This is a genomic window from Flavobacterium ginsenosidimutans (assembly GCF_003254625.1).
In the GTDB taxonomy this organism is placed as follows: Bacteria; Bacteroidota; Bacteroidia; order Flavobacteriales; family Flavobacteriaceae; genus Flavobacterium; species Flavobacterium ginsenosidimutans.
Genome location: NZ_QJRJ01000064.1, coordinates 1 through 13313 on the forward strand (window position 1 = coordinate 1; position 13313 = coordinate 13313).

General features: G+C 33.8%; 11 protein-coding genes. 3 read left to right on the forward strand and 8 right to left on the reverse strand.

Annotated features, from left to right (window positions below; translation table 11 throughout):
• Nucleotides 1-96: 96 nt before the first annotated feature.
• The 3 genes from era (at nucleotide 97) to DM444_RS02070 (ending at nucleotide 5442) form a co-directional block, all read left to right on the forward strand.
• On the forward strand, nucleotides 97-978 hold the full coding sequence (gene era, locus DM444_RS02060; RefSeq protein WP_111283506.1) for a GTPase Era: 882 nt from the start codon (nucleotides 97-99) through the stop codon (nucleotides 976-978).
• 248 nt (nucleotides 979-1226) lie between these two features.
• Nucleotides 1227-2537, forward strand: a complete 1311-nt coding sequence (gene der, locus DM444_RS02065; protein ID WP_111283508.1) for a ribosome biogenesis GTPase Der — start codon at nucleotides 1227-1229, stop codon at nucleotides 2535-2537.
• Between the two features lie 157 nt (nucleotides 2538-2694).
• Nucleotides 2695-5442, forward strand: coding sequence for an outer membrane beta-barrel protein (locus DM444_RS02070; protein WP_111283510.1), 2748 nt, complete (start codon nucleotides 2695-2697; stop codon nucleotides 5440-5442).
• A 169-nt stretch (nucleotides 5443-5611) separates the two neighbouring features.
• On the opposite strand, the gene DM444_RS02075 is transcribed toward DM444_RS02070, so the two are convergent.
• The 8 genes from DM444_RS02075 to DM444_RS02110 form a co-directional block, all read right to left on the reverse strand.
• On the reverse strand, nucleotides 5612-6352 hold the full coding sequence (locus DM444_RS02075; RefSeq protein WP_239455561.1) for a DUF2490 domain-containing protein: 741 nt from the start codon (nucleotides 6350-6352) through the stop codon (nucleotides 5612-5614).
• A gap of 150 nt (nucleotides 6353-6502) precedes the next feature.
• Nucleotides 6503-9064 carry a TonB-dependent receptor gene (locus DM444_RS02080; RefSeq protein ID WP_111283512.1) on the reverse strand — a complete coding sequence of 854 codons (2562 nt, stop codon included), beginning with the start codon at nucleotides 9062-9064 and terminating at the stop codon, nucleotides 6503-6505.
• 251 nt (nucleotides 9065-9315) lie between these two features.
• Nucleotides 9316-9729, reverse strand: coding sequence for an RrF2 family transcriptional regulator (locus DM444_RS02085; protein ID WP_012023964.1), 414 nt, complete (start codon nucleotides 9727-9729; stop codon nucleotides 9316-9318).
• A gap of 93 nt (nucleotides 9730-9822) precedes the next feature.
• Nucleotides 9823-10653 (reverse strand): TPM domain-containing protein, encoded by an 831-nt coding sequence (locus DM444_RS02090; RefSeq protein WP_111283514.1) that lies wholly within the window; start codon nucleotides 10651-10653, stop codon nucleotides 9823-9825.
• A gap of 3 nt (nucleotides 10654-10656) precedes the next feature.
• Complete coding sequence (locus DM444_RS02095) at nucleotides 10657-11094, reverse strand: TPM domain-containing protein (protein ID WP_111283516.1); 438 nt, start codon at nucleotides 11092-11094, stop codon at nucleotides 10657-10659.
• A 54-nt stretch (nucleotides 11095-11148) separates the two neighbouring features.
• Nucleotides 11149-11733, reverse strand: coding sequence for a LemA family protein (locus DM444_RS02100; RefSeq protein ID WP_111283518.1), 585 nt, complete (start codon nucleotides 11731-11733; stop codon nucleotides 11149-11151).
• A gap of 34 nt (nucleotides 11734-11767) precedes the next feature.
• On the reverse strand, nucleotides 11768-12100 hold the full coding sequence (locus DM444_RS02105) for a MerR family transcriptional regulator (RefSeq protein ID WP_012023968.1): 333 nt from the start codon (nucleotides 12098-12100) through the stop codon (nucleotides 11768-11770).
• A gap of 57 nt (nucleotides 12101-12157) precedes the next feature.
• Nucleotides 12158-13135: a peptidoglycan DD-metalloendopeptidase family protein gene (locus DM444_RS02110; RefSeq protein WP_111283520.1), complete on the reverse strand. Its 978-nt coding sequence runs from the start codon at nucleotides 13133-13135 to the stop codon at nucleotides 12158-12160.
• Between the last annotated feature and the right edge of the window lie 178 nt (nucleotides 13136-13313).

The window sequence follows — 13313 nt, forward strand, 5'->3', positions numbered from 1 at the left end:
GGCGATTTTTTAGATTTCCAACGAAAACTTTAAAAAATGTTTTATTTTCTGTATTGACTTGATATGACTACCTTTGCAAAATAAATAAAACAAAAAATGTCACATAAAGCAGGTTTCGTAAACATTATCGGAAATCCAAATGTTGGAAAATCAACATTGATGAACGCTTTCGTTGGAGAGCGATTATCGATCATTACCTCAAAAGCACAAACTACACGTCATAGGATTTTAGGAATCGTAAACGGAGAAGACTTTCAGTTAGTTTTGTCTGATACTCCTGGAATCATCAAACCAGCATACGAAATGCAGGAATCTATGATGAACTTTGTAAAATCGGCTTTTGAAGATGCTGACATTTTAATCTACATGGTCGAAATTGGCGAGCAGGATCTTAAAGACGAAGCTTTCTTTAATAAAATCATTCATGCTAAAATTCCGGTTTTATTACTTTTAAATAAAATTGATAATTCAAATCAAGAGCAATTAGAACAGCAAGTTACTTTCTGGAAAGAGAAAGTGCCAAATGCAGAAATTTTCCCAATTTCGGCTTTGCAGAACTTCAACGTTCCAGAAGTTTTTGAAAGAATTATCGAATTATTGCCAGAATCTCCAGCTTATTATCCAAAAGATCAATTAACAGACAAACCAGAGCGTTTCTTTGTGAACGAAACAATTCGTGAGAAAATCTTATTGAATTACGCTAAAGAAATTCCATACGCAGTAGAAATTGTAACAGAAGAATTTCACGAAACTGATACTATTATCAGAATTCGTTCAGTAATTATGGTAGAACGCGATACGCAAAAAGGAATCATCATTGGACATAAAGGTGCAGCTTTGAAAAAAGTAGGAACCGATGCCCGTGCCGATTTAGAGAAATTCTTCGGAAAACAAATTCACATTGAGCTTTATGTAAAAGTGAACAAAAACTGGAGAAGCAACGCCAATATGCTGAAACGTTTCGGATATAATCAATAAAAGAAGTTTTCAGTCGCAGTTTACAGTCTCAGTCTGAAAACTGTGACTGCGACTGAGAACTAAAATATATCAGGAAATATCGCGTAAAAAATATAAAATCTTAGGTACTTAGAAACTTAGCATCTCAGCAACTTTTTTTAACTACCTTTGCAAAAAATTTAAATAAGGCATTTAGATTATTAGTGATTCGGTTTTTAGGTAGCTAAAAATCTGAAATCTAAAGTCTAAAGTCTAAAATTCAAAAAAAAATGAATAATAACATTGTTGCGATAGTAGGAAGACCTAACGTGGGGAAATCGACCCTGTTTAATAGGCTGATACAAAGAAGAGAAGCTATTGTAGATTCAGTATCTGGGGTTACCCGTGATAGAAACTATGGTAAAAGCGAGTGGAACGGAAAAGAGTTTTCTGTCATTGATACAGGTGGATACGTTCGAGGGTCTGATGACGTTTTCGAAGGTGAAATTCGTAAACAAGTTGAGCTTGCTATTGACGAAGCCGATGTTATTATTTTTGTGGTTGATGTTGAAGAAGGAATTACGCCAATGGATGAAACTGTTGCAAAATTACTTCGTAAAGTAACAAAACCAGTTTTATTGGCTGTAAATAAGGTTGATAACGCAATGCGCGAAAAAGATGCAGTTGAATTTTATAACCTTGGTTTAGGCGAATATTTTACTTTCGCAAGTATCTCAGGAAGCGGAACTGGAGATTTATTAGATGCTTTAATCGAAGCTTTTCCAGAAAAACCAGAAGTTGAGGTTAAAGAAGATTTGCCTCGTTTTGCAGTTGTAGGACGTCCGAATGCTGGAAAATCTAGTTTTATCAACGCCTTGATTGGTAAAGACCGTTATATTGTTACAGATATTGCTGGAACAACTCGTGATGCAATTGATACTAAATTTGACCGTTTTGGTTTCGAATTTAATTTGGTTGATACAGCGGGAATTCGCCGTAAAGCAAAAGTAAAAGAAGATTTAGAATTTTATTCTGTAATGCGTTCTGTACGTGCAATCGAGCATGCAGATATCTGTATATTAGTTATCGATGCAACTCGCGGATTTGAAGGTCAGGATCAGAGTATTTTCTGGTTGGCTGAGAAAAACCGTAAGGGTGTTGTAATCTTGGTAAACAAATGGGATTTAGTAGAAAAAGATACTATGTCTACACGTGATTACGAAGAGAAAATAAAAAAAGAATTAATGCCTTTTACAGATGTGCCAATTTTATTCGTTTCTGCTTTAACAAAACAGCGTTTATTAAAAGCATTGGAAGCTACGGTTCAGGTTTTCGAAAACAGAAAACAAAGAATTTCAACTTCAAAATTCAACGAATATATGTTGAAAGTAATTGAAGCTTATCCGCCGCCAGCAATGAAAGGTAAATATGTGAAAATTAAATATTGTATGCAGTTGCCAACTCAAACACCACAATTCGTGTTTTTTGCAAACTTACCGCAATACGTAAAAGAACCTTATAAACGATATCTGGAGAATAAAATTAGAGAGAAATGGGATTTCGCTGGAGTTCCAATCGACATTTATATCAGAGAAAAATAAAAAATAGAATCCCCTAGAATAGGGGATTTTTTTATGTTTTGTGCCTTTATAATTATAAGATCCATTTTTTATTGGCATTATATTTGAATAAATGTAAAAAACACAATTAAACCTTTTGTGTTTTTTTAAGTCTTATCGATCTAACCAACCTAATTTTATGACCAGAATTTATTCGTTTTTATTGTTTTTAGTTTTTGTTTATTCGGCAAACGCCCAGAACAATATTGTTATTAAAGGAACTGTAATTGATATTAACAGCCAGCTTCCGCTTGAACTTGCTACCGTTTATTTTACTGCTGTAAAAGATTCCACAATTATCGAATATGCTACAACAGATAAAAATGGAAATTTTGTTATAAATACTAAAAAGTATGATAAACCGGTTTTCTTAAAAGTAAATTATACTGGATATCAAGCTTATTTTGAAGAGCAAAAAGGACTTACAGAAAGTAAAGACTTTGGGAAATTGTATATGATTGAAAATGCAAATGTTCTAAATGAAGTTATAGTAAAATCTGAAGCTCCTCCAATTACCATTAAAAAAGATACTTTAGAATTTAATGCACCTTCATATAAAGTTCGTCCAGATGCGAATGTGGAGACTTTATTGAAGCAACTGCCTGGTTTTGATGTTGATAATTCGGGGAAAATCACGGTAAATGGGCGAGAAGTCAATCAGGTTTTAGTAAATGGAAAAGCATTTTTCGACAAAGACGGAGCGATCGCGATTAAAAACCTTCCCGCAGATATCATTAAAAAAGTTCAGGTTTCTGATTTTAAAACCAAAAAAGAAGAACTTGCAAAACAAGAATCGAGTTCAGATTATTCAACAGTTAATATCACTATTGACGAAAAGAAAAACAAAGGATATTTTGGGAAAGTTCTTGGCGGATATGGTTCTGACGAACGCTACGAAAGCAGTTTGATGATGAACTTTTTCAAAAACAAACAAAAAATAAGTGTTTTGGCTTCTTCCAATAATATCAATTCAACTGGATTTTCTATGGACGAGGTTTTTGATAATATGGGTGGCGGACGAAATGCAAAAGGAGGTCAGGGCGCTAGTAGTGGCGCAAAAGGAATTACACAGTCTACTTTGGCCGGAATTAATTATTCAGATGATTGGACAAAGGATTTGGAATTTATGAGCAGTTATAATTTCACAAATGCCGTAACCAAAAATGATAGCAAATCAAATCAATTGAGTTTCTTGCCGACCGGAAATATTTTGACCGAAGCAGATTCTAAGACTAAAAATGAAAATACAGGAAACAACGTAAATTTCGAATTAGAATATAAAATCGATCCGACGATGCAGATCGTTTTTGCTCCAAAATTAAGCCTTTCGCAGTCAAATAGTGATTCTTCTTCTTCGACATATTCTGAAAATGAAAATGGTGAAGCATTGAACGAAAGCACAGCAACTTCGCATAATGAAAGTTCGAATACGAATTTTGCGAACAGCATCAATTTCAATAAAACATTCGAAAAGAAATCGAGAAATCTGAGCGTTGTTTTTAATAATAATAACACTAAGAGTGATTCTGATGGAATCAACGTTTCTGAAACTATTTTCTATCAGGACGCAAAACCAAATGACGAAAGAAATCAAAATGCTAAAAACACATCTAAAAGTGATAATTATGCCATTGATTTAGAATATACAGAGCCAATTACAGATTCGCTTCGCGTGCGTTTTGGAACTGATTTTAATTGGCAGAATTCGATTAATGATCAAAAAACATTTGATTTTGATGAAACAGAACAGCAGTATTCTGATCTGAATTTATCTTTGACAAATTACACGACATCAAAACAAAATTCGATTACGCCAAAAGTTGGAATTACTTTACAGAAAAGTAAATTCACTCTTAATTTAAATTCGAGAACATCAATTGTAGAGTTTGACAATCATTCTTTCTATTTAAATCAAGCAACCGATCTGAATAAAAGATATATGCTTCCTTATGGAAATGCACAGCTTCGATATAAATTTGATCGTTCGAGAAATTTGACTTTTAAATATGATTATTCGAATACGCTTCCGTCTGCAACGCAATTAATGCCAGTTGCAAACTTAAATAATCCGCTTAATAGTGTAATTGGAAATCCTAATTTGAATCCGATTGAGAAAAACAGTGCAGGAGTTGATTTCAGAAATTTTGATTTTAGAACGCGTTCAGGATATAGTCTTTTCCTTAGAGGCGATTATTATAACAATGACGTCGTTTCGACTTCTATTTATGATGAAAGTGGGAAAAGAAATACGACTTATGTAAATATCTCAGGAGCTTATTCGGCTTCGATTGGCGGAAACTGGAATCAGCAGATTAAAAAAGATGCGCATACCATTAGATATGGTCTTCGCTTGAGCGGTAATTATAATTTCGATAAAGGCTTTACCAATGCTGTTCTTTATAATGCAAAATCTGTTGTCATTACGCCAAGTGTTTATGCTTCTTACGATTATGGAGAAGTGCTTTCGATTGCACCATCTTATAGTTTATCATACAATGAAACTAGATACGAGAATTATTCAAGAGATGCAACTTCAAACGTAATTCATAGAATTAATCTGCAGACAACTTCTTATTGGCCAGCTAATTTGATTTTTGGAAATGATTTTGGATACACTTATAATTCAAATATTTCAGGTGATTTTAAAAAGGATTTTTTCCTTTGGAACACGAGTTTGTCTTACGGATTTTTGGATAAAAAATTATATGCGAAAATTAAAGTTTATGATGTTTTAAATCAGAATCAAAGTGCTACAAGAACCATTTCGGCAACATCGATTAGAGATGAAGAAAATACGGTCTTAAAACGTTATGTAATGTTTTCTTTAGCGTATAAAATCGGAAACTTTGCAGAAGGTAAAAAAGGAAAGAGACAAAGAGGGTCTTGATTTTTTTTTGAGGTTATGAGGTTCTAAGGTTCTAAGGAGCAAAGTGACAAAGATTAATAAAAAACCGGAAATCAAATTTTTGATTTCCGGTTTTTTATTAGAAAATCTAAAATCTAAAATCTAAAATCTAAAATCTAAAATCTAAAATCTAAAATCTAAAATCTAAAATCTAAAATTTCCGATTAATTCGATGATAAACCGTAAACCTAATAATGTCACGATCATAGAAATCTACACCGCTGGCACGTCTTTGAAAGTTTTTTAAGTATCCCAATTCTAAACCAAGATTTGGTGTGAAATGATAACGTAAAGCAACATAAAATCGGTTTTGATCGAAAGTGTTTCTGCGATTATCTTTTCCGAAATTGAATAAAATTTCATCAGAAATAGTTCCTTTTATGCTTCTGCCTTCTTTTTCCCAAAGGGTAAACATGGATTGTAAACGGTACCTAAATCTAAAAGCATAGGAGAATTCGTCCAATAATCCGTTTTTATCTGCTTTTTGAATGAATCGTTCTTCTAGCTGAAAACGGTTATGAAAAGTAATTTTCGCAATATCATTAATTAAGGTCATATCTTGCTGAGCACGATATTCAGGAACCGAATAATCAGGATCAACATGCGGATTTTGTGTGTTCACGCTAAAAAAAGCAAATCCAGCACCTAAATCTATTGTTTTATTTGCTCTATAACGAGCTTGAGATCTAAGGACAAAAAGATTTTCATGAACAGGGTTTACAAAGCTTCGATTGTCAAATTCAGAATGGAGAGCCCATTTTTCAGATAACGGAAAAATATTATAGTATCGAATCCAGGTTAAGGTTTGCTGGTCGATATTTCTTTGATTTTGAGCTGTAATTAGCTGGCAAGCAAATATTATAATAAAAAGAAATCTAAAAGATCTGTTCAAAAGCGGTAAATTCAGGTTGCGAATTTATACAATTGATCTCATTTCTATTTATTTTAAAATCTGTTTTATAATTTTTTTTGTGAAAATAAAAACGAGACACATCCTAAAATGCATCTCGTTTTTAATACTAAAACTAACTAACCTAACCGCTTACAGTGAATACTTAAAAGTAACTCCGTAAGTTCTTTGATCACCAAGAACTCCAGCATATTGTCCTGTGTTACCACTTGCAGGCAATAATTGCTCATAGTAATCTTTATTGAAAAGGTTTCTTCCCCAAATTTGAATAGATAAACCTTGCGAAGCACGGAAACCTAAACGAGCATTAAAGATTGCATAACCTTGAACTACTAAATATTTTGAAGCCGAAGGGCTTGAAGAAAATTCAGAACGAGCATAACCATCAGCAGCAAAGAAAATTTTTCCAGCATTACCAAAGAATTTTGCATGATCAGAAAGCTCACCTCCAAGAGAACCAGCCCATCTTGAAGCACCTGGTAAATCAGTTCCAGAAACATCTTTATAAGCTACTTGAACTCCATCAACTGTAAGTCCTGTTTCTTCTAGCGGAAGCGGTGCATTTGTAAATTTTACATATTTACCATCTGTATATGTTGCAGCACCATTTATCGTTACATGTGAATTGATAACAAAGCTCGCATCCAATTCAGCACCTCTTACACGCACTTTATCAGCATTTGCAAGATAACCACGGTTTACACCTAATTCAGCTGCTTGAACGTTAGTTTGGAAATCTTTGATATCAGTATTAAATAGCGTTAAATTTAAAATAGAGTTTTTAAACGGAGATGTTTTTACTCCAACTTCGTAATGATATACTTTTTCTGGTTTAACCACTGCAAGTTCAGTCATTGGCTGTCCTGATGAGTTTGTTGGAAGTCCAGCTACGTTAACTCCAACTGGTTTGTAACTTTTAGCAAATGTTGCATAAGCATTGATTTTGTCAGATGCTTTGTAAGTAAGCGTTAAGTTTCCAGAAAAATCTGTGTTGTCAGTATCTGAATCAAATGCTTGATCAGAGTATACAGATTTTTTCAAAGCTAATAGGGCAGGATCTGTAGTCTGAAGACCTCCGTAAGTTTTACGAGAGTAACTAGCATCTTTCTTATCAAAATTATATCTCAAACCTGGTAAAATATGGAATCTGTTTGTAATTGCCCAATCAAGTTGTCCAAATACAGCCGCACTAGAAGCCCTGATTCTTGCATCAGTATGAATTCCGTACCCTTCAAAAAGTCCAGGAGTTGCCCATAATGAACTTGTTGAACTTTGAGAAAATCTCCATTGTGCATCTCCAGATTCTTCAGTTCCGTCTGTTTGAGAAGTTTGGTCTATAAAGAATACTCCTGCAACACCACTAATTTTTGAAGTTAATTGTCCTGCATATCGAACTTCTTGCGTAATTTGAGTTTGTCTTGTTGGGTTTTGAGATTTAGCTAAAACTTGTAATCCTGTAAAATCTCTATCATTTGATGGATCCCAATTCCAGAAACGCCATGCTGTTGTAGAAGTAAGCGTTCCGCCTCCAATTTTTGTATCAACATTTAATGAAACTCCTCCTAAATCTTGTCCAGAACGCCAAGGAGTATCATGATCAATTTTACGATCAAAAGCATTTAAACTTGGCAATTGATAATTTAAATCGGCGATAATAGCATCAAACTGACGGTATGCAGCCCTTTTAGTAGGGGCAACACCAGCAACAACCTGCGCATATCCGTCAGGACGCTGTGTTGTAAGATCACCTGCAAAAGTAACGTTTGTATTTTCTGTAGGAGTCCATAATAATTGTCCTCTAAAACCTTGATTATTTAAAGTATTTGTCGGTCTTCCTGTAGCAACGTTATCGATTAAACCATCACGCTGTGTTCCAGAAAAAGATAAACGACCAGCCACTTTTTTTCCTAATGCTCCTGTAACAGAAGCTTTAGCTTGTAAAAAAGCATAATTTCCGTAGCTAAGCTCAAAATCAGCACCTGTTGTGAAACTTGGTTTACGAGAAGTAATGTTAAAAGCTCCAGAAGTAGTGTTTTTTCCGAACAAAGAACCTTGTGGACCACGTAAAACCTCAATTTGTTCTACATCGATAAAATCTAAAGTAGTAGCTGCCGGACGTGCATAGTAAACACCGTCTACATAGAAACCAACTCCAGGATCGATACCGTCATTGGTAAGTCCGAATGGTGAACCTAAACTTCTAATGTTGATTCCTGTATTTCTTGGGTTAGAAGAATACAATTGAACAGATGGAACCAATTCTTTAATACGGTTTACGTTAAATGCTCCAGCTGCTTCTGCTTGTTTTCCTGTAACAACAGAAACGGCAATTGGTACATCTTGTACTTTTTCGATTCTTCTTCTTGAAGAAACTACTACTTCGACAAGTTTATTTTCTTCACGTAAAGTTATCAATATTGGAGAAGCTGGAATTGAAGTAATTTCAAGTTCAGCGGTATTATAACCAATGTATTGAACTAAAAGTGTAAGAGGTAATTTTCCTTGAGATTCTATAGAAAAGCGCCCTTCAGAATTTGTGATTGTACTAAAAGTGGTTCCTTTAATTACCACGTTAGCTGCTTCTAAAGGAATATTTTGATCAGTGGTTACAACTCCTTCAATGTTTTGTGCGAATGAGATTGAGAATGTTAAAACTGCAAGTATTGTAAGTATATTTTTTATAGATGTTTTCATTTTTTATATTAAGTATATGTGATTAGTAGAATTTAATATTAAATTTTTTTTACCAACACATACACATCATAGATGAAACAGTTTTCACGGTTGTGAAATTATAATTATGTTTTTTTTGCAAAAGATTTTGTCCACCTGATTTACTAGAATGTACTTTCATGAGTTAAAATTTTGTAAATGATTAGTTAATTATTTTTGGCAAATATATATAATTAATTCTATCGATTTACTAGACTTTAGAAAATATTTTTTTATTTTTTTACCAATGAGGCGATTGTAATGCCTTCCATAGCCTTCAAAGTTTTGTCTCTAATTAGCATTAAACCGTGACGCAGACTGCATTCGGACTCGGTTTTACAATCAGAGCAAGGCTCGTAAAAATTTAAAGAAGCGCATGGCAAAAGTGCAATTGCACCGTCAAATAATCGGTGAATTTCTGCCAAAGTAATGTCATTTTTGGATTTTATCAGATAATAACCGCCAAATTTTCCTTGCTTACTGCTCACAAAACGACCGCGTTTTAGATCTAATAAAATCTGCTCCAAAAACTTTTTTGGAATATTCGCGCCATCAGCAATTTCTACAGTTCTAGAAATGTGATTTTCGTCTTGTTCTGCTAAATAAAGTAAGGCCTTAAGGGCGTATTTTGCTTTATGTGATAACATCTATTAATAAATTGTAAAGTGTAAATGTATGATTTTTTAAGATTGAAACCTAAACCTGAAACTTCAAACAATGAAAATTAGAACCAGAATAAATTACCAGCTTCCTCCAGAACCACCTCCAGAGAATCCGCCGCCGCCAAAGCCCCCACCGAAACCTCCGCCTCCGCCGAAACCACCGCCAGATGATCCGCCGCCAAAGCCTCCAAATCCGCCACTACTTCTTCCAAGATTACTCAGAATAATAGCGTCAAGCAAGCTAGGGCCGCCACCGCCATTATTGCCAGAATTTCCTCCACCGCCTCTTTTATTTCGAGAAACCAGAATCAGAATAATTACAATAATGGCAATAAAAGGAAATATAGGGAAATCCTTTTGTTTGCTTTGTTTGCGTTCGCCTTTGTATTTTCCTTTAAAAACATCAAAAAGAGCATCGGCTCCTTTGTCAAGACCGTTGTAATAGCTTCCTTTTTTAAATTCAGGAATGATAATATTTCGAGTAATTTCTCCGCCTATACCTGCAGTTAATCGGTCTTCAAGTCCATAACCTGGCGAAATCCAAATTCTTCTTTCGGCTTTAGCTAATAAAATTAAAACGCCATTATCTTCCTTTGCTTGTCCGATTCCCCATTCTTGAGCCCATTTTGGCGTAAGAATACCAATGTCTTCACCTTTTAAGCTTTCAATAGTAATTACTACGATTTGGGTAGATGTAGAATCTGAATAGCGAATTAGCTTTTCTTCTAATTGCGTTTTTTCTGTCGAACTTAAAATGTTAGCGTAATCGTAAACAGAAGTTTGAAAATCTGGTTTTTTGGGAATATCAAACTGAGCAAAAATACTATTGCTGATGAATAATGTGATAAACAAAAGAGTAATCTGAAAAATTCTATTGAAATTTGAGATTTTATTTTTGGAATTTTTCATTATTTATCCTTTTGAGATTTCGTTAGATAATTCGTTTACATCATCTTCTTGAGAAGGGAAATATTTTTTAAGCTGTTCTCCAGCATTTAAAATACCGTCAACAATTCCTTGTTTAAAATTTCCAGCTTTAAAATGATTGGTCATAATGTCTTTGGTACAGTCCCAAAAATCATTGGCAACCAAATCATTAATTCCTTTGTCTCCACAGATTACAAAATTTTTGTCGTCAACTGCAAAATAGAGTAATACGCCATTTTTTAGGTTAGTTTCATCCATTCGTAATTCATGAAAAACTTCTAAAGCCCTATCAAAATGGACTTTAGAAGTTGTTTTTTCTATATGTACTCTAATTTCGCCAGAAGTATTATTTTCAGCCATACGAATAGCTTCAACAATTTCTTGCTCTTCTTCTTTGGTTAAAAAATCTTCTACTTTTGACATGAAAATGATTTTAGAGTTTAGGTTGTAGATTTTAGATTATGGTCTAAAAATTTCTTAGAATTTTACTTCAACAGGTTTATCTGCTCCAGTAGATGCTTCAAAGTATGGTTTTTCTTTGTATTCGCTCAAGAACCAGTTGTTTGGAATCTTTAAAATATATCCGTTGTAAACTTGTACAGCTTCATTAAAACGAGTTCTAGCAGTTAAAATTTGGTTTTCAGTACTTGCTAATTCGTCTTGTAATTTTAAGAAATTCTCGTTTGCTTTCAAAGTTGGATATTGTTCAACAGAAACCAATAATCTTGATAATGATGAACTTACACCGCTTTGAGCTTGGTTAAATGCTGCTAATTGCTCAGGAGTTACATTACTTGGATCAATTGTTACCGAAGTAGCTTTTGCACGAGCTTCGATTACTGCAGTTAAAGTTCCTTTTTCAAAGTCAGCGGCACCTTTTACAGTGTTTACTAAATTCCCGATAAGATCATTACGTCTTTGGTAAGCCGTTTGAACATTTCCCCATTCTTTATTTACAGCTTGACTGTGTTGTAAAGCAGTATTTTTAATACCAATCGACCAAAATGCGATAATAGCAATAAGTGCTACAATAATTCCTACAGGGATTAACCACTTTTTCATATTTGTTTTGATTTAAGTTTATTTCTATTTTTAATTACAATTCGTTTTTGATGTCGTTCAATTGCGTTTTTATCGACTCTAATTTACGTATTATTTCGAATTTATCTAACGTTTTCTTCTGACCTTCTTTTAAGTGTGTTTTTGCACCTTCAAGCGTAAATCCTCTTTCTTTTACTAAATGGTAAATTAGCTGAAGGTTTGTAATATCTTCAGGCGTGAACATTCTGTTTCCCTTTGCATTTTTTTTAGGCTTAAGAATATCAAATTCGCTGTCCCAAAATCGTATCAAAGAGGCATTGACATTAAAAGCTTTGGCAACTTCGCCAATACTGTAATATCTTTTGTCTTTAGAAAGTTCAATATGCATGGTTCGTTTTTTTCTATTTTATTTCAAAAATACTATTTTTTCGGAATATTAATCTTATTAATCTAATGATTGATTTTCTTGGTTTGCCATTTGCGAAATTGCCACATACTCGGCAGCCGAAATATTTCCGTAATAAAAATTAAGCGGATTAACTACTTTACCATCTTTATGAACTTCATAATGACAATGCGGACCTTCTGATCTTCCTGTGCTTCCAACAAAACCAATAACATCACCTCTTTTAACTCGCTGTCCAGGATGGCAGTTGTATTTGCTTAAGTGGGCGTATAAACTCTCATATCCAAAACCGTGCCTGATCACAATATGATTTCCGTATCCAGAGGCTGTGTTGTCAGCTCTATCTACAACTCCGTCACCTGTTGCATAAATGGGAGCTCCAGTATTGGCGGTAAAATCCATTCCGTTGTGCATTTTTCGCACTTTCGTGAAAGGATCGATTCGGTATCCAAAACCTGACGCAACACGTTTTAAATTTTCATTTCGAACTGGCTGAATGGCAGGAATTGCAAGTAATAAATTTTCTTTGGCTCCAGCCAATTTTAAAATTTCGTCTAAAGATGTAGACTGAATTGCCAATTGTTTTGACAGTTTGTCAATTCTTTTTGTTGCATTTAAAACGAGCTGAGAATTATTATAACCTTCTAAAGCTTTATATCTTTGAGAACTTCTAAAACCAGCTTTTCTGATAGAATCTGGAATTTCAGTTTTATTAAAATAAACTCTATAAATATTATTGTCACGTTCTTCTAATGCGTCTGCAGCTTCGTCAATTTCGTCTAATTTTTTATTTAAAATGGCATATTGCAGTTTTAAATTTTCGATTTCACGTGCTTGTAAACGATCTTTTGGAGTCTCGAAATAAGGAGTGTTAATTAAAAGAACGAAAACTAAAAAGCCAAATAGTGCTGAAGCCAATAAAAACAGTAATGCGTAACCGATTTTAATCCTTTTTCTGGTTTTTATTTTCGTATAAGCCAGATTTTCTGAGTCGTAATAATATTTTACTTTCGCCATATTTTAAAATACGCTATTTTTGCACCTTGTAAAATGAGTTAGTCGAAGGAAACTGCTAAATGTTTCAGTCGTCCGGCTCTTTTTTACAAGAATTAATGATTAGATATTGGGGCTATTTTATCATTAAGATAATGCGCAAAATAGGTAATTTATTGTTTAAATTATAAGTTTTTTAATT